A 16921-nucleotide genomic window follows, 5' to 3' on the forward strand; every position below is an offset into this window, starting at 1 on the left:
TACTTATTTTTCTAATCTACTATTTTCTACTATTTTTCTGAAGAGAGATCAATGGAGTGAGAGATAAACTGTTTCCGTTTCGCTTGAGTAGCCTGACGAACTGCCCTGTTAATAAACCGCAGCGGAACGTTACTGGTCTATTTTGCATTTTACGATATAATTCAATTATCAGGCAAAACAACAACAACGGAACACACATTATGCCCCCCACTCCCGTTACCGTCACTTCCTACAATATGCACAAAGGCATGTCGGCGCTCAACCGCAAAGTTCAGGTCGGCAGCATGGCCGAGGCTCTGCAAAGCCTCCATTCCGATATTCTGTTTTTGCAGGAAGTACAGGGCGAACACCGGGGGCGCTGTGCCAAACTGCCCGATTTTCCCCACCTGCCGCATTACGACATTATCAGCGAGCACCTTTCGTTTCACAGCAGCTACGGCAAAACCGCTGCCTTCCCCGAACGCCACCACGGCAACGCCATTCTCAGCCATATGCCCATCAACACCCGCCACAATCTCAATATCAGCGTCAATAAACTCGAGCAGCGCGGTGTGTTGCATTGCGAAATCTGGCCGGAAAACTGGAATGTACCGCTGGTGTGCCTGTGTGCCCACCTCAACCTGCGCGAGCCTGACCGCTTAAAGCAATATCGGGCGATTTTTGATTACATCACCCGCCAAGTCGATCCCCAAAGCCCGCTGATTATCGCCGGCGACTTCAACGATTGGCGTTACAAATCCACCATTTTGCTTGGCAATGCACTGAATTTGCAGGAGGTGTTTGTAGATGAAAACGGCAAACGCCCCAAAACCTTTCCCTCATGCCTGCCCGTTTTAAGCCTCGACCGCATCTATACCCGCAATCTCGAAGTGGTCGGCGCAAAAATCCACCGCAGCAGACAGTGGCAGCGGCTCTCCGACCATCTGCCCCTGAGTGTGAAAGTGCTGCCCCGCATCAAACAGCCGTAACGTATCCGCATCCAGACCGGCCGTCAGAAACCTTTCAGACGGCCTTTATTGTTTGTCCGGTTCACCGAAACTGCTCCAAGCATGGTGAATCCGCTTAATTTGCGGTAAAAAGCAGCAAGTCGCAGACAATATGGCCCCCGATTCTGTTGCCGCCTGGGTTTTGCAAAACGATTCTCTCAGGCGGAGATGCAGCAACGCCGTAACAGAAATCAAGTGGGTTTGCCATAGCAAAACAGACACAGCGAAACAGGCCGGCGCGGCCATGATTTTGAAGCGGGCGGGTTGCCTGCATCTTTGCCAACCATCATTAAAACCGCTATCCTTTCCCCTTTTTTACCTTTCCCGAAAACAACCATGAACATCACCCAAACCCTCGCCGCCGAACTCTCCGCCACCGCCGCCCAAATTACCGCCGCCGTTGCCCTTTTAGACGAAGGCGCCACCGTGCCCTTTATCGCCCGCTACCGCAAAGAAGCCACCGGCGGGCTGGACGATACCCGGCTTCGCACGCTGCAAGAACGTCTCACCTACCTGCGCGAGCTTGAGGAACGCAAACAAACCGTATTAAAAAGCATAGCGGAGCAAGGCAAACTTTCAGACGGCCTCAAAGCGCAAATCGAAGCGGCCGACAACAAAACCGCGCTTGAAGATTTATACCTGCCCTACAAGCCCAAACGCCGCACCAAAGCGCAGATTGCCCGCGAAAACGGCCTGCAACCGCTGGCCGATTCGCTGTTGGCAAACCCAGATCAAGACCCCGAAACCGCCGCGCAAGCCTATCTCAGTGGGCAGATTTCCGACAGCAAAGCCGCACTGGAGGGCGCGCGCGCCATTTTGATGGAACAATTCGCCGAAGATGCCGGGCTCATCGGCACGCTGCGCGAAAAACTGTGGCGCGAGGCCGAGATTCACGCGCAGGTGGTGGAAGGAAAAGAACAGGAAGGCCAAAAATTCGCCGACTATTTCGACCACCGCGAAGCCGTGCGCACCATGCCCGGCCACCGCGCGCTGGCAGTTTTGCGCGGCCGCAACGAAGGCATTCTGCAAGCGTCCCTGAAATACCGCCCCGACGACACCTCGATAACCGAACCCAGCGGCTACGAAAAAATCATCTGCAAACACTTCAATATCGAAGACCGCAACCACCCCGCCGACAAATGGCTGCGCGACACCGTGCGCCTTGCCTGGCGGGCGAAAATCTTTCTTTTGCTCGAAATCGAAGCCTTAGGCCGTCTGAAAGACAATGCCGATACCGATGCCATCACCGTGTTTGCCCGCAACCTCAAAGACCTGCTGCTGGCCGCGCCCGCCGGCCGCCTGCCCACGCTCGGCCTAGACCCCGGCTACCGCAACGGCGTGAAATGCGCGGTGGTGGGCGACACCGGCAAACTGCTGGACACCGCCATCGTTTATCTCCACCAAGAGAACAACATGCTGGCCGCGCTCGCCCGCCTGATCAAACAGCACGGCGTGAAACTGATTGCCATCGGCAACGGCACCGCAAGCCGCGAAACCGACAAAATCGCCGCCGAACTCGTGCGCGCGCTGCCCGAAGCGGGGCTGCACAAAATCATCGTTTCCGAAGCCGGCGCGTCTGTTTATTCCGCTTCAGAACTGGCGGCACGCGAGTTTCCCGATTTGGACGTTTCTCTGCGCGGCGCGGTATCCATCGCCCGCCGCCTGCAAGACCCGCTGGCCGAATTGGTGAAAATCGACCCCAAATCCATCGGAGTCGGCCAATACCAGCACGATGTCAATCAAGCGCAGCTTGCCAAATCGCTCGATGCCGTGGTGGAAGACTGCGTAAACGCAGTCGGCGTGGACGTAAACACCGCCTCCGCGCCGCTGCTCGCCCGCATCTCCGGCCTCAACCAAACGCTGGCGCAAAACATCGTTGCCTACCGCGATGAAAACGGCGCGTTTGCAAGCCGCAAAGCGCTTCTGAACGTGCCGCGCCTCGGCGAAAAAACCTTCGAGCAGGCCGCCGGCTTTCTGCGCATCAACGGCGGCAAAGAAGCGCTTGATGCCAGCGCCGTCCACCCCGAAGCCTACCCCGTGGTTGCCAAAATGCTCGCCGACCTCAACATCAGCGCCGCCGGCCTCATCGGCAACCGCGAAAAAATCAAACAAATCAAACCCGCCGCCTATACCACCGAACAATTCGGCCTGCCCACCATTATAGACATTCTCGCCGAACTCGAAAAACCCGGCCGCGATCCGCGCGGCAAGTTTCAGACGGCCGCATTTGCCGAAGGCATCAACGAAATCAGCGATTTAAAACCCGGAATGATATTGGAAGGCGTGGTTTCCAACGTTGCCAACTTCGGCGCGTTTATCGACATCGGTGTACACCAAGACGGCCTGGTACACATCTCCGCGCTGGCCGATAAATTCGTGCAAGACCCGCGCGAAATTGTCAAAGCCGGCGATGTGGTGAAGGTGAAAGTGCTGGAAATCGATGCCCAGCGCAAACGCATCGCCTTAACCATGCGCTTAAATGACGAACCAGGCAGCGGCACGGCAAAAAACGCCGGGCCGTCTGAAAACAAACCGCAACGCACCGGCAACACAAAAGGCAAACCCCAGCGTCAGGAAAAAGCCCCCACCAATTCGGCCATGGCCGAGGCGTTTGCGAAGTTGAAACGGTAATCCATTTGTCGAAACCCTAATTTGAGATTCAAGCATCATGATTACACGAGAGAATCTTACAGATTTATTAAAACTGCTGGACTTTCAGCAACACGGAAAGATGTTTTCCAAAATCATAAACGGCCATGAACTCAAAGCCGATTTTGCCAATCAAAAACTTATTTATCCCGCAGGCATTACCGCCGAGCGCGAGACCAGCAAAAATTTCAGCCACAACGAAAACTTTGTCGTATTCGAGTGCGTGCATAATCTTTTGCAAACAGGCTATAAGCCCGAACACATTACTCTTGAGCCCAAAACAGTCGGCGGACGAGAGGATACAAGTTTTTACTGCGACATTTTGATTAAAAACAACGATGGGGAAGAATATCTGCTTATTGAGTGTAAAACTACCGATGCCAAAGACAGCGAATTTGACAAGGCATGGAAACGTATGCAGAAAGACGGCGGTCAGCTTTTCAACTACTTCAACAGTTACCGCAAAGCGCAATACCTATGCCTGTACGCCGCCGATTGGGCAAACGGCGGAGTAGAACAGAGCTACCGTCTTGTTTCCATGAAAGACAACGAAAAATATCTGGAAAGCGACAATAGGTTGAAAAGTTACAAAAGCGTGCGCGAAGAAAGCGGCAGCAAAGCCGATTTTTTTCAAGTATGGCAGCAGACCTACCAGCTCGACTCCACCGAAAACAATCTGTTCGAATCCGCTCCGTTCCGCATCGGCACACGTCCGTTTGCCACCGCCGATTTAAAAGAAGTGGACAGTCTTGCCATCCAGAAAAAATACCACCGCTTCGCCACCATTATGCGCCAGCACAACGTATCGGGGCGCGAAAACGCTTTCGACAAGCTGGTCAATATCTTTTTGGCAAAAATCAAAGACGAAAGCGAAAACCCGAATAATTTAAAAGTCTATTGGAAAGGCGCGGCACAAGACAACTATTTTGACCTGCAAGACCGTCTGCAAGAGTTATATAAAAAAGGCATGGATGAATTTTTGGGCGAAGAAATCACCCACGTTACCAACAATGAAATCGAAGACGCTTTTGCCCTATTCAAAAACAAAAAAGACGAAACCAAGCGCACCATTTTAGAAAAATTCAAAGAAATCAAATATTACACCAACAACGACTTTGCCTTTCTCGATGTACACAACCGCCCGCTGTTTTTCAAAAACGGCGCAATTCTAAAAGAAGTCGTGCAGATGCTGCAGGACATCAAACTTAAAACCGACGGCAGCGGGCAAAACCAGTTTTTAGGCGACTTATTCGAAGGCTTTCTTGATCAAGGCGTAAAACAAAGCGAAGGACAGTTTTTCACGCCCATGCCGATTGTACGTTTTCTCGTGTCGTCTTTACCTTTGGAAAATCTGATTAAAAACGGCGAAAGCGTGCCGAAAATGATTGATTACGCCTGTGGGTCAGGCCATTTTTTAAACGAATATGCCACACAAATCCGACCCATCATAAATCAATATAAAAACGCCGACCCCGCACCGTATTACGCTGCCGCCTACGGCATAGAAAAAGAATACCGCTTATCCAAAGTTGCCAAAGTATCTGCGTTTATGTACGGGCAGGACGGCATTAATATTGTGTACGGCGATGGCTTAACCGCACACAACGATATTCAAAACGGCGCATTTTCCGTACTTGTAGCCAATCCGCCTTACAGCGTCAAAGGTTTTTTAGACACGCTATCAGAAGAAGAGCGCGAAGCCTTCGCGCTATATCGGAATGTGAAAGAAACCGATAAATTCAATGCCATTGAAACCTTTTTTATCGAACGCGCTGCCCAGCTTTTGCAGCAAGGCGGAGTGGCGGCGATTATTCTGCCGTCTTCGGTGCTCAGCAATGACAAAATCTACATCAAAGCCCGTGAAATCTTATTGCAGCGGTTTGATATTGTCGCCATTGCCGAATTCGGTTCTAGTACATTCGGCAAAACACCTACAAACACTGTAACCTTGTTTTTACGCCGCAAAGGCAATGCTCCCAGCTTGGCCGAACATTATCAAAACCGCGTGGACTCTTGGTTTGACGGCGACAACGAAGCCGACGGACTGTTTGAAGACAGTGATTTGCTTGTTCGCTATTATAATCATTGCGGCATCGATGAGAGCGAATATCTGGATTTCCTGAAAAGCAAAAAGCTGCCTGAAAACGGCATTTTTGCCGACTACCGCGCCGAATACGAAAAAAGCGGCGACTGGAAAGCCATGCAGAAAAAACGCGATTTCAAAAGGAAAAGTACAGATGAAAAACAAGCCGAATTTGAAAAACGCGCTTTTGACTTCGCCGCTGAAATCGAAAAAGACAAACTGCGCTACTTTATGCTTGCCGCAGCGAACCCTCAGCCCGTTTTGATTATCAAAAGCCCAAGCGAAAGCAAAGCCGCCAAAACCTTTCTCGGCTATGAATGGAGCACGCGCAAAGGCAGCGAAGGTATCCGATATATCGGCAGCAGCGAAACAGAAAACGAAGACGAAGACAATCCCAACCGCAACCAAGGCATCTTCAAAATGCAAACCCCGCTGTTCAACCCCAATGATTTGGCAGACAGCGGTAAGCTCAATCATTTAATCAGGCACAATTTTCAGACGGCCTTAACGCAAAAGCAGCCTGAAATTCCCGAACACCTGAAAATATTTGCCAGCCTGCGCCCGCTCCATGAAATGTTAGATTTTTCGCGCACCAAATTTGATAAGGCTATCCAGACGGCTTTGGCAGAGAAAGTAAAGATTGTGAGTAAGTATCCGTTGGTAAAACTGAAAGATTTGGCAGATGTTTATCGCGGCGTAACATATGCCAAAACAGAGCAATTACAGGAAAAGACAAGCAAAATTATTTTGCCTGCCGACAATATCACGTTAGATGGACGCTTGGAAATTAACAAAGAAATCTATTTATTGGAAAGTAAAGAGTTAGATGGCGACAAACGATTGAAGAAAAATGATATTTTTATCTGTTTTTCAAGTGGTAGTGAAAAGCACATTGGCAAATTATGCTTGATTACGGAGGATACCAATTACTTCGCGGGAGGATTTATGGGTATTTTGCGAGCAAGTGGAGAAGTATTGCCTCAATACCTATTTAATGTATTAAATTTGGATGATATGAGAAATCAGGTTCGTCAGCTAAGCAATGGTAGCAACATTAAAAATTTATCCAGTTCAATTGGCGAGCTAAAAGTTCCTAAACCACCCGAAGATGTTCAAAATCAAATCATCGCCGAATGCCAAAAAATCGACCAGGAATACGAAAGCAGTCGTATGAGCATTGAAGCCTATCGCGCCAAAATCGCCCAAATATTCAGCGACTTGGAAGTGATGGCGCAAACTCAATCGGGGGGGGTAAAACTATTTAAAATCAAAGATTTATTAAAAATATATCCTCAAAAAATTGATCCAGCTCAACATCCCGGACAAGGTATCTATATTGGTTTGGAAAATATTGAACCGCACACAGGCAAGCTGACGGGTGAATATCTACACGAATATTCGCTTATTAAAAGCGTTAAAAATAAATTTTCCATCAGAGAAATCTTATTTGGCAAACTGCGTCCCAATTTGAACAAGGTATGGCTTTCAGATTGTGAGGGAATTTGTTCAACTGATATTTTGGTACTTCAAGCCAAGAATTCAACACAAACTGTTTTGTTAAGCCATTATTTACGCAGCAAATCATTTAACGAAAAAGTATTAAAAACAGTATCAGGACAACAATTGCCGCGTACATCTTGGGAAGCCCTCAGCCATATTCAACTAGCACTACCTAATGAGTCTGAGCAAAAACAGATCTTGGCTAAAATCGCCGACTACGAAGCCGAAATCACCAAGCTGGAACAAAACCTGCAATCTCTGCCTGCCCGCAAACAGGCGGTACTGGAGAAATACCTAAATTAACCTTCAGGCAGCTTGAAAATCCGCCTGAAATAGGCCGTCTGAAAAAGGAAAACATGTCATAATCAGACAACCTATTTAATTGCGTTGCGTTATAAAATGCAGATTCAATCCATTAATAAAACGATGAGACAAAATGATGCCCAAATTATCCCAAACACAAAAAGTCATCAGGTTTTTGCAGGAAAACGCGCCGCAAAGATTTACCGCACGGCAAATTGCAGAAGCGCTTGCCGCGCAATATCCTGACGATTACCGCAATAAAAAAGCCGCTTTTGCAGACGAAAAAAATTTATCGGGCAAGTCGCCTCGGAAATCGGTTCGCAAAAAAACAGCATCATCAAAGCCTGCCCCGATATTGTGATACAGGATAAACCGTTCCCGCGTTTGTATGGGTATCAGGCGGGCTCTGCTTTGGCGGCGGATAACGGTGCCGCAAGTTTTTCGGAGCGGGATCTGTATCCCAAATTAATGCAGTTTTTATCCGGCGATTTGAAACTGTATTGTTTGCGGATTGATGAAAAGCGTTCCAAAAACAACCGCGGCGCCAAAGGCAGCCAATGGCTGCACCCCGATATTGTGGCCATGCAGGCGATGGGCCGGCAGTGGCATGCAGATGTCCGCCAATGTGTGAAATCGGGTTCGGGGCAGAATGTGGCGTTGTGGTCGTTTGAAGTGAAGCCGGTATTGAACGGCGCGAATGTGCGGGAAAGTTTTTTCCAGGCGGTCAGCAATTCCGGCTGAGCCAATGAGGGCTATTTGGCAACCACTGCCGTTATGGGCGAACACACCGAAGCAGAATTGCGGATTTTATCGGCATTGCACGACATCGGCGTGATTGTGCTGAATATCGACAATCCGAGCGAAAGTGAAATTTTATTGCCGGCCAGGCGTAAAACACAAACCGATTGGCAATCGGTTAACCGCATTGTGGAACAAAATAAGGATTTTGAAACTTTTATCGAATATGTGGCAATTTATTATCAATCGGGAAAAATCGTTGAGAAAAATTGGAACAGATAGTGCTGATGGATTCTATCCAGTGTGTTCAAATGAGCATAACAGCTTACCGGCAGATATGCTGCTGTTGCGCGCGATTATAAAAACGGAAGCTACGCGGAATACGTTTTTCCCGCTTGAATTTTATCTGCACAAAAATTGACCCGGCAACTTGACTTTCAAACGGCCTCGAACGCCATTGCCAGAAAAACCTTACAATACTGTGCTTGAAACTTTTCCGTTTCGAAGAATGATTCCACCTGCCGCCCCGCCGTCTTTCTGTTGCGCCCATGATCGATTAGACTGATGCCTACTACCGCCATATGGCTCACCAAATCACCCGCCACACTTGGCTTTACAGCGAAGTGATGCATGCCGGTACCGTTATCCACAGCGATAAAAACCATTTTTTAAGATTCAACGAAGGCGAACAGCCGGTAGCCCTTCAGCTAGGGCGGCAGCGAGTCGGCTGCTTTGGTGCAGGAGGCCAAAGCTGGCGAGGCCTACGGCTACAATGAAATCAACCTTAACTGCGGCTGCCCCAGCCTGTGCGTGCAAAATGCGCTTTCGGCGCTGGCTTGATGAACGAAACTGCGCTGGTAACCGACTGCCTCAATGCTATGCAGGATGCGGTGCAGATTCCCGTAACCGTTAAACACCGCATCGGCATCGGTCGCCAAAACGAATATGTGGTTGTGCTCGATTTTGTGGGTACGCTTTCTGTTCAGACGGCCTGAAAATATTGCCGTTCAACTGTTCAGCCAATCTTTCGCCAGCAGCGGGCGTTTGGATGCGGAATATTACCAACCCAAGTTTGACCGCCTGCTTGCCCATATCCGCAAACAAAAATACGCCTGCTTGGGCGATTTGGCTGATTTGTCCAAATCGGTTGAACCGGGCTCTGAAGCTTACCGTGATGAAGGCATACCGTTTGTTCGTGTAGCGGATTTATCTGGATTTGGTATTGCCCCGACAGATAAATTTTTAAACCCTGAAAACTTTCATAATGTTATCCGCCCCCAAAAGATACCGTATTGTTAAGCAAAGACGGCACGGTCGGCATCGCTTACCGTGTGCCGCAGAATATGAATGTGATTACTTCGGGCGCAATTGTGTATCTGAATATCAAACCGCAATATCGCGAAACCCTGCTGCCCGATTGTCTGGCTTTGGTATTAAATTCGCCCGCAGTCCGTTTGCAGGTAGAACGCGATGAAGGCGGCTTGATTATCCGGCATTGGAAGCCGTCTGAAATAAAAGAAGTTTTGATTTCCATACTGCCTTTATCCATGCAGAAACATATCAGCAATAAAGCGCAGCATAGTTTCATGCTGAAAAAGAAAAGTGAAAATTTGTTGGAAGAAGCCCAAAAGCGGGTAAAGCAAGAAATTGAAAATCAAGAAATGGAGATATAGAATATTGTTGAAGGGGCTTAGGAAGCAAAATTAGCCCAAGGGTCGATTTCTCAGTATTTTAAGCAAGACTAATACAGATCATCATGCCTGTGATTGAAGCGAAATTAGGTTTCCTTTAAATGTAAATAAAAAGTCTGTTTCGGTACACCGTTAAATTTAACCAAGCGGTTTTTGGCATAACCCCAAAACAATTCGATGCCGTTAATGTGTTGCGCACCCCGGGCGAACTCGTCTACACCATGATGTACCCTGAAGTGCTTTTCACAGCCCATATCAACCAAGCCGTGATAGCCGCTTCGGTATAGACTTTGTCGTCCCGTTTTAAGATGCCGAAAACAATGGTTTTGCCTCCCTCTCCCCCGCCCGCCCTCGGATGCGTTTGGAGCCGAAGTAGGATTCGTCCAGTTCGACCACACCGGCAGAGGGAGTTTGCCGTTCACATTCAGCAGCCATACGGCAACGCAGTTTGAGAAACAGATATTGGCACTTTGGGTACTGATGCCGGTGAGTCTGGCGGTATCGGAAGCGGTCAAATCAAGTGTGAAAAGGCGCAGGATTTGACGGAATTTTGATTCGGTAATTTTACTGAACTTTTGGTATTTGTTTTTAATAGGTATATCAGAAGCTTAACATCATTTTTGCTGATTTTGCTTCGTAAGCCCCTAAAAATAAGGGGCTGACGTAGATTAGCAATCATGACATGCTGCTAAAATGAAGATAACAAACTGTAAATTAAGCAAAAAAAGCACAGAAGACACTACTCAGATATTTTGTGCCGGAAGTTACCGCCGTTCGGCTGCCGATGTCTTGGGTATCCGGCCCAACACCGCCATACTCTTTTACCGCAAAATCCGCCTCGTCATCAGCCGTCATTCGGCCTTGGAGGCATCAGGTTTTTGAAGGTTCCGTAGTCAGATGAGCTGCTCCGGCGGTAAGCGCAAAGGAAAACGCGGCACAGGAGCCGCAGGCAAAGTGGTGATTTTCGGCATCCTCAAACGTGGCGGCAAGGTTTATACCGTGGTCGTGGATAACGCCAAAAAAGAGAGTTTGTTGCCTGTTATTACGAAGAAAATCATGCCGGACAGTGTGGTGTATACCGACAGTTTAAGCAGCGATGATGTCCCGGATGTCGGCGGTTTTCACCACCATAGGATTAACCACGGCAAGACATTTGCCCAGAGGCAAAACCACATCAACGGCATTGGGAATTTTTGGAATCAGGCCAAGCGTGTACTGCGCAAATACAACGGAATCGACCGGAAGTCTTTTCCTGCATTCTTTCAACAATAACGGAAAAGGTTGACAGTTGATTCCATTGTATTTTCGCAGAGTGCGCTTTGCCCGATTTCAGAAGTTTTCGATGCCGTTGATATGGTTTTGTTTGTCTGCAAACAACCTGCCGTGATGGATGTGCTGATGGATAAAACCGCTTATATCCAACATCACGACTATCCAAACAGTCGGCACGGAAAATAGTAATAACAGGCAGTTTGGATCTGCTTTAAGAGTCAAACGATGGCTGAATTTTTACAGTTTAACATGACTACTTATCTAGTATAGCCACCCAAAAAAAAGCGAAACAAACCGCACTGAAAATAATGGATGCCGTCCAACAAACTGTTACAGAACCGATTATCTGAAAGCACAGCTCTGCTTCTGCCGTTAGCCCAAGCATCGGAGACGCAAGAACCTCGCCCCTGCCGCCAGCGCCCTCTTGGGAAAAGGGTTGGCGGAGAGCGCAAGCGGGCTGATACGCCGATACTTTCCAAAAGGAACAGATTTCAACAAAGGGGGCAGACAGATTAAGGTAGCAAGGGGAATCAACTGCTGGCTGGGGAAAACTCTTGGTTAAAATAAACGGACTCGCACAATACCAACCATTGAGAGATACGCAGGGATCGGATGGGGTGCGGATGCGCAGGGCCACCGGCAAAGAAAAACACTTGGCTGCGAAACGCCAAGTGTTTTATTCTTAAACTAGATCTAACCTCTAATGAATATTTCAATTGAAATGAAAATTTAGGGGGATGTATAGGAACAAGTCAGCTTTGCACATTAATGAATGCCTGCAGTAACCATGCTTTGGCTTTGAGCACCACTCCCAGTTAAATAAGAAGCTGCCAAATCGCTACAACAGCCGCAACAAGTAGCAACACCTAACTGCGCCTGCAAATCGTTCAAACTACAAGCTCCGGCGGCAACGATTTCTTGAATTTGGCGGTCGGTAATGGCATTGCAAATGCAGACAAACATTTTAATACTCCTTGTTTTGCACTTCTCACATAAAAATTAGCTTCGAGAGAAGTAATTTTATTATTAGACTTAAATATAAATAAAAACAGTTCGCATTGCAAGAATAGAAATTGTAAATTACTGGAATAGTATAAATCTTTCCCTTACAAACAACACCATCCTAGTATTTGCCGCCATTTAAACTCACTTTAACCACAAAAATGTGGCAAAGTAAATATTGGCTGCAAATAATTTGGCCATCTTTTACGTACGGCATGAAGAACTAAAACGCTTTTTGGGTGGACGATATTTTCACCCGCAATCAAGATTTTGCCGATGCGCTGGAAGCTGCCGTGTATCTTGAACCTGAAACAGATGAAACGAAGCCAGATTATTCTCCGGTTGGTGCGATTTATAAATATTAATTATTTCAATTAGTTGCCTGGATATCGGAACAATATTTACAAAGTACAGCTGCTTGCGGATTTGTTCCACGATATGTTTGCGCGCGCCGGCAAACGACTTTTTTTGGCGGTCAGATGTTTCAGCGGCGGGCACTTCATATCCATCATATCAATAGGTTTGTTTTTCAAGTAAAAATCCAATGATGCCTTGCCAACCCTACCGATTCGGCAGCCGTCTTGATAATTTCAGACAACTTATTGTATGCGGCCAAGCCTACATTCAGTTCGCCCATCTCATTAAACCAGCCGCGCTCTTCTTTGCCCATATCGGCCCTGCCGTTTGGGTTATGTTGGCCGTCTGAAGCGCGGCTGAATTTAGATTCATATTGCGCCAAATCGGAATCTGTTTTAATATTGTGATTAGATAGGTCGGCATCTGAAGTAATATCCCAATGCAATTGAAGCGGACGGGTTTTCAGAAATTGCCGGCCTTTTTCCTTATTCATATAAAGCAGATTATTATTGAACGCATTTTCAAGCTGCTTGTCGTGTCTTCCGTAAACGCTGGCAATATCAACCAAATCAACGTCTCGCTTACCCTTACTGATGTGCAAAGCCGCAATAACCGGTTTATCTTTACCGTTCTCATGTTCCACAAGCTCCGTCAAAACAACAAATGCGTCTTTCTTGGTTGTGGATTCAAAAACCGCAATAGGATTGTTAAGTTGTTTTGGCAACTTTTTCATATCTTCAGGCCGCAAAGAATGGCGGTTTTTGTCGTAAGCATTTTTTCGGCCAAGAGAACCGATTATTGCTTTCTCAATTGTTCCGCCTGAGATACGCACTACTCCATCGGGAATACCGAGCATCTTAAGAACGGCAGGGGTTTTCCCCAGCTTGATAAATCCAGCATTTACTTTGCCATCAACAACCGCATCAACCGCCCGCGCAAAATCCGATTGCGCATCTTCATTCAGGCTGTAGCGGGTATCGCCTGCAAGGGGTTCAACTCCTTTTTCAGACGGCTTAACCGCATCGATACGGCGCAGCAGGCCGAACACTTGGCCGTCTGAAAACGCATCGCGTCCGATGCCTAAAGCATCTTTCAGGATATTTTTGATGCGCCCGGCAACGCGCGCCAAATACCCGCCCAAGCCGTCTTTAAACGCTGCGGGCAGGGAAATGCCGTATTTGCGCTCCAATGCTTCAAGGTTGTTTTCCTGCTTGGCCGCGTAAAGCTCGGCTATGGCTTCTTCCACCGCCGCCATGCGGTTTGCGGCTGCGGTATCCCGATAGCCGCGCCGCTGCTTCATCACCGCATCGGCAAGGCTTTTTACCGCCGTGTTGCCGTCTGCCTGCCGCAGTAACGCGCTCCATTTGGCTAAGCCTTCTACATGGATTTTTCTGTGTGCCGATTCGTGCCATGCCACAAACTTTGCCGTGTCGGCATTGGGCAGGTTGTCGGCAATCAGGGTGATGCGCCCCGTTTTCGGATCGAACCAGCCCTGCGCATTGAGCAGGTCTTCGGCATTGTCGGGGCGCGAAATATCGTCAAGCGCAACCACATCAATCAAGGCGGCATTCTTTTTGCCGACAGCCGCAACAACGGCACTTTCCAGTTCGGCGATTCTTTCCGCCGAAATTTCAGACGGCCTGCTTTCGCTGCGCTCAAAACGCGCATCGGGATTGTTTTTGCGGTAGCCTTGCAGATTCTTTTCTGTTAGAATTTTCTTACGCCCTGCGGATTGTTGCAGCAAGCCGTTTAATCGTGAACGGAACGCCTGCGCATCTGTCGAACTACGGTTCGGCCTGTCGGAAGGTAACGCGCCCTTATCGGCGGAGTTTTCCAACACGGATTGGGCTTTTCCTATATCTGCATATTTCAGCAGGCCGTCTTTTACCCAACGCTGCCACGGCATTTTGCTGTCGGCATCGTAAGCGTTAATCAGAATATGGGCATTCAGTGCATCCTTGCCTGCTTCCAAAACAATACGAACAGGCCGCCCCGAAACCTTTTCAGGCGCAATGAATACCATGCGTCCTTTAACCGTGTCGGATTCAAACACGGCGGCAGGGTTGTCAATCCAATCAGGGATTTTTTTCCATACGGCAGCAGTCATCAGCGGGTGGTTGTCGCGGCTTGCCGAAACTTTCGATTCCACGATATTCACGGGCATATTGCCGTAACCCAACATATCCAGCATATCGGAAAGGTCTAGCACGGTAACGCCGCGCATATTTGGCTTGCTGCCGTTAAACAGTTCATCAATGCGCTGCTCGTATTTTTGGCGCGTGGATTCCGAACGGCTGAATTTTCCGCTGCCGTCTTCCAGTTCCATCTCTTCGTAAAACGGGTCGCGGTGAACCGGCCAGTCTTTAAAAAGATAGTTGGTTACGGTTTCTCTGTCCGATTCCGACAAAACGCTGCCGCGCGCGGAAAATGCATAGCCTTTCTTTTCGTTGGCGGCTTTGTTGTAGTTGCGTTTGAACGCCCGCGCGTTTACCGTATCGCGGTTGGCCTGCGCTTCGGTAAAGGCTTCCCGCATCAGCCACATATCCCACGCTTTCCAATATTTGGAAATGGCCAGCCCCAGCGCGTTTTCGGTTTTGTATTCGCGGTTTTGGTAATGGTCGGGCAGCGGCAGGGTTTCACGCCCGCTGACGGTGCGCACGGTGTTGATGCCGTTTTGGTCTGCAAACCCGAGTTTGTCTGTTGATTCGAATATCTTTTTTTCAGACGGCCTTGATTTGCCGCGCCCTGCTGCGGGGCGTTCCTGCTTCAGGCCGTCTGAATCAGCGCCGTCTACTCTTTGCCGTTCTCCAACTCCGCCTGCGTTTTCGCCAGCGCCTGTTTCATCAGCGCCGCCGCTTTCGGGTTGCGGTTGAGTGTCTGAAACAGATTCCCAGCGGGTCGCTGCTCTGATTGTGTTGCGGCTGTCGGCTCTGCTCTGTCGAAGATGCCGCGCTGTTCTTGTCTGCCGTGTTGCTGCTCATAGTTCTTTATGCTTTCTTGAAGTAGTTGCTGTTTGTCGGGTGTCCGCACGCCGCCGAACATGTCGGCTTCGGCAGGGTTGCCTTGTGCGGCGAGCAAATCATAATAGTTTTTCAGCAGAGTTGAAATGGCTTTTGCGCTTCTGCGGTGTTCGTCAAAGAAACGCACCAGTTCGCGGGCAACAGGCGGTAAATCGTCTTCAAACATGCCATGTTGGGCGAGATAATCGGCCACGCTGCCGCCGCTTTCGTGTATCTCGTTTATCTTTTCCACGGCTGCCGCAATGTCGGAGGAAATATCGGCATCGTGCATCGCGCCGTCTTTGATGTGGTTTTTGGCTTTCGCAATAGCGGGCGCGGCCTGCATCATGGCGTTTACCATGTTTTTCAGCCCTGCATCGGTGCTTTCCACCATGCGGCTCAATGCGGGGCTGTTGCCATATGCACCATACAGCAGGGCATTGCGCAAACGCCTTACGCCGTCTTGGCTTAATTGGCCGTCCGCCCCCACCATCTGCGCCTGAACCGTAGTAGGCATGCTGCCGACAAAATCGCGGATAAAGCCACGGTTGGCTGGCGTGTTGAGTTCTCCGTTTTCAGACGGCACAAACGAGCCGAAATCGGGCAGGCGATCCGCATCGACACGCGCCTGCTCGAGCGCGCTCATGCCCAAGCCGCCGCCTTCGTTTGATGCCACCGCCTCCCTGTTGGTGTCGATGCCCGCATCGGTAAAGCGGCTAATCAATACAGATTATACATAATTGAATATTTTTTATTTTTTAAGATGATGGATATATCATGAAACCTATTGAGCAAACAAGAAATACAATCTAAATAATTAATATATACAGCCAATAATTTAATATATAAATTCATTTTAATAAAAACTCTTACCAAACATATTAATCCATTAAATTAATAATTTCTTGCAATTAAATATCTTGCTTAAAATTCTTAATCATTTTAACTTCATTCCATAGGAGACATTTACAATGATTAAAACGTTAAATACAACTGAGATCCAAAATGTATCAGGTGGTTGGGTTGCCAATGCCATAGGTGGAATTGTCGGATCTTATAGAGCAGGATACGGCTATCTTGCAGGAGGAGGAAAGGATTCAAATAGATTTCTTGGAGCCGTGGCATTGGGAGGTGTTGGTGGATTATTCAGCCCAGTAAACAGAATACGTTCTGCAGCTTTAACGGCAGGTGGCGCGTTTACGACCAGCGCAGTAGGCACAAGAATTGGAAGTCCATATTTTTAAAAATGAAAATATGGGCAAGATATGTTTCGCCAATACTGTGTATAGCTATATCCACAGCCGTTATAACACTGGGAATAAAATATCTTTTTCCCAATAA

At 48.3% G+C, this 16921-nt stretch carries 15 protein-coding genes and 5 pseudogenes; 13 read left to right on the plus strand and 7 right to left on the minus strand.

The features are described 5' to 3' along the window. Nucleotides 1-200 precede the first annotated feature (200 nt). A complete protein-coding gene (locus tag H7A79_RS04635) occupies nt 201-968 on the plus strand; it encodes an endonuclease/exonuclease/phosphatase family protein (RefSeq protein WP_187001210.1) in 768 nt (255 codons plus the stop codon). 354 nt (nt 969-1322) lie between these two features. Then, a complete protein-coding gene (locus tag H7A79_RS04640) occupies nt 1323-3617 on the plus strand; it encodes a Tex family protein (protein WP_187001211.1) in 2295 nt (764 codons plus the stop codon). A 67-nt stretch (nt 3618-3684) separates the two neighbouring features. Here H7A79_RS04640 and H7A79_RS04645 read toward each other — a convergent pair whose 3' ends face one another. Further along, entirely contained in the window at nt 3685-4107 is a 423-nt protein-coding gene (locus H7A79_RS04645) for a hypothetical protein (protein WP_214646411.1), read from the minus strand. A gap of 315 nt (nt 4108-4422) precedes the next feature. Between H7A79_RS04645 and H7A79_RS04650 the strand changes: the two genes are divergently transcribed. The 3 genes from H7A79_RS04650 to H7A79_RS04660 all read left to right on the plus strand — a co-directional run bounded on the left by H7A79_RS04650 (nt 4423) and on the right by H7A79_RS04660 (nt 8541). Further along, entirely contained in the window at nt 4423-7521 is a 3099-nt protein-coding gene (locus H7A79_RS04650; RefSeq protein ID WP_214646412.1) for an N-6 DNA methylase, read from the plus strand. A 411-nt stretch (nt 7522-7932) separates the two neighbouring features. Then, nucleotides 7933-8262: a hypothetical protein gene (locus H7A79_RS04655; protein WP_214646413.1), complete on the plus strand. Its 330-nt coding sequence runs from the start codon at nt 7933-7935 to the stop codon at nt 8260-8262. Between the two features lie 15 nt (nt 8263-8277). Further along, complete coding sequence (locus H7A79_RS04660; protein ID WP_214646414.1) at nt 8278-8541, plus strand: hypothetical protein; 264 nt, start codon at nt 8278-8280, stop codon at nt 8539-8541. 155 nt (nt 8542-8696) lie between these two features. On the opposite strand, the gene H7A79_RS04665 is transcribed toward H7A79_RS04660, so the two are convergent. Then, complete coding sequence (locus tag H7A79_RS04665) at nt 8697-8891, minus strand: hypothetical protein (RefSeq protein ID WP_187001761.1); 195 nt, start codon at nt 8889-8891, stop codon at nt 8697-8699. On the opposite strand from H7A79_RS04665, the gene H7A79_RS04670 reads away from it, so the two are divergent. From H7A79_RS04670 to H7A79_RS04685, 4 genes and pseudogenes are all read left to right on the plus strand, one after another. Continuing rightward, nucleotides 8841-9035, plus strand: coding sequence for a hypothetical protein (locus tag H7A79_RS04670; RefSeq protein WP_343060895.1), 195 nt, complete (start codon nt 8841-8843; stop codon nt 9033-9035). The genes H7A79_RS04665 and H7A79_RS04670 overlap by 51 nt on opposite strands. Then, nucleotides 8995-9254, plus strand: a pseudogene (locus H7A79_RS04675) (tRNA-dihydrouridine synthase). Before H7A79_RS04670 ends, H7A79_RS04675 begins: the two are co-directional and overlap by 41 nt. Further along, entirely contained in the window at nt 9211-9558 is a 348-nt protein-coding gene (locus H7A79_RS04680) for a restriction endonuclease subunit S domain-containing protein (protein WP_353663631.1), read from the plus strand. The pseudogene H7A79_RS04675 and the gene H7A79_RS04680 overlap by 44 nt, the downstream one beginning before the upstream one ends. Continuing rightward, the gene (locus H7A79_RS04685; RefSeq protein ID WP_214646415.1) at nt 9552-9932 is read left to right on the plus strand and encodes a restriction endonuclease subunit S domain-containing protein; all 381 of its coding nucleotides are present in this window, start codon (nt 9552-9554) and stop codon (nt 9930-9932) included. Before H7A79_RS04680 ends, H7A79_RS04685 begins: the two co-directional genes overlap by 7 nt. A 30-nt stretch (nt 9933-9962) precedes the next feature. Here H7A79_RS04685 and H7A79_RS04690 read toward each other — a convergent pair. Further along, nucleotides 9963-10549 (minus strand): annotated as a pseudogene (locus tag H7A79_RS04690) (IS1595 family transposase). Between the two features lie 94 nt (nt 10550-10643). Between H7A79_RS04690 and H7A79_RS04695 the strand changes: the two are divergent. Further along, nucleotides 10644-11222 (plus strand): annotated as a pseudogene (locus H7A79_RS04695) (IS1595 family transposase). Here H7A79_RS04695 and H7A79_RS04700 read toward each other — a convergent pair. Continuing rightward, nucleotides 11196-11372: pseudogene (locus H7A79_RS04700) on the minus strand (IS1595 family transposase); the annotation flags it as partial. The pseudogenes H7A79_RS04695 and H7A79_RS04700 overlap by 27 nt on opposite strands. A gap of 280 nt (nt 11373-11652) precedes the next feature. Here H7A79_RS04700 and H7A79_RS15180 point away from each other — a divergent pair. After that, a pseudogene (locus H7A79_RS15180) lies at nt 11653-11913 on the plus strand (hypothetical protein); the annotation flags it as partial. Between the two features lie 74 nt (nt 11914-11987). Here H7A79_RS15180 and H7A79_RS04705 read toward each other — a convergent pair. Next, complete coding sequence (locus H7A79_RS04705) at nt 11988-12185, minus strand: (2Fe-2S)-binding protein (RefSeq protein ID WP_135033964.1); 198 nt, start codon at nt 12183-12185, stop codon at nt 11988-11990. A gap of 278 nt (nt 12186-12463) precedes the next feature. On the opposite strand from H7A79_RS04705, the gene H7A79_RS04710 reads away from it, so the two are divergent. Next, entirely contained in the window at nt 12464-12589 is a 126-nt protein-coding gene (locus H7A79_RS04710) for a hypothetical protein (RefSeq protein WP_255518783.1), read from the plus strand. A gap of 164 nt (nt 12590-12753) precedes the next feature. Here H7A79_RS04710 and H7A79_RS04715 read toward each other — a convergent pair whose 3' ends face one another. Together H7A79_RS04715 and H7A79_RS04720 are read right to left on the minus strand one after the other, a co-directional pair. Continuing rightward, nucleotides 12754-15240 (minus strand): MuF-C-terminal domain-containing protein, encoded by a 2487-nt coding sequence (locus H7A79_RS04715; protein WP_246408076.1) that lies wholly within the window; start codon nt 15238-15240, stop codon nt 12754-12756. Nucleotides 15241-15371: 131 nt separating this feature from the next. Further along, the gene (locus H7A79_RS04720) at nt 15372-16304 is read right to left on the minus strand and encodes a hypothetical protein (RefSeq protein WP_187001213.1); all 933 of its coding nucleotides are present in this window, start codon (nt 16302-16304) and stop codon (nt 15372-15374) included. A 247-nt stretch (nt 16305-16551) separates the two neighbouring features. Here H7A79_RS04720 and H7A79_RS04725 point away from each other — a divergent pair, with 247 nt between their 5' ends. Beyond that, on the plus strand, nt 16552-16824 hold the full coding sequence (locus H7A79_RS04725; protein ID WP_187001214.1) for a hypothetical protein: 273 nt from the start codon (nt 16552-16554) through the stop codon (nt 16822-16824). The last annotated feature ends 97 nt before the right edge of the window (nt 16825-16921 follow it).

The organism is Neisseria musculi (assembly GCF_014297595.2).
Lineage (GTDB): Bacteria > Pseudomonadota > Gammaproteobacteria > Burkholderiales > Neisseriaceae > Neisseria > Neisseria musculi.

Coding starts and splice junctions, on each gene's coding strand:
- H7A79_RS04725 (WP_187001214.1), top strand. CDS start 16,552: ATGATTAAAACGTTAAATACAACTGAGATCCAAAATGTATCAGGTGGT.
- H7A79_RS04665 (WP_187001761.1), bottom strand. CDS start 8,891: ATGCATCACTTCGCTGTAAAGCCAAGTGTGGCGGGTGATTTGGTGAGC.
- H7A79_RS04705 (WP_135033964.1), bottom strand. CDS start 12,185: ATGTTTGTCTGCATTTGCAATGCCATTACCGACCGCCAAATTCAAGAA.
- H7A79_RS04670 (WP_343060895.1), top strand. CDS start 8,841: ATGGCTCACCAAATCACCCGCCACACTTGGCTTTACAGCGAAGTGATG.
- H7A79_RS04635 (WP_187001210.1), top strand. CDS start 201: ATGCCCCCCACTCCCGTTACCGTCACTTCCTACAATATGCACAAAGGC.
- H7A79_RS04640 (WP_187001211.1), top strand. CDS start 1,323: ATGAACATCACCCAAACCCTCGCCGCCGAACTCTCCGCCACCGCCGCC.
- H7A79_RS04650 (WP_214646412.1), top strand. CDS start 4,423: ATGCGCCAGCACAACGTATCGGGGCGCGAAAACGCTTTCGACAAGCTG.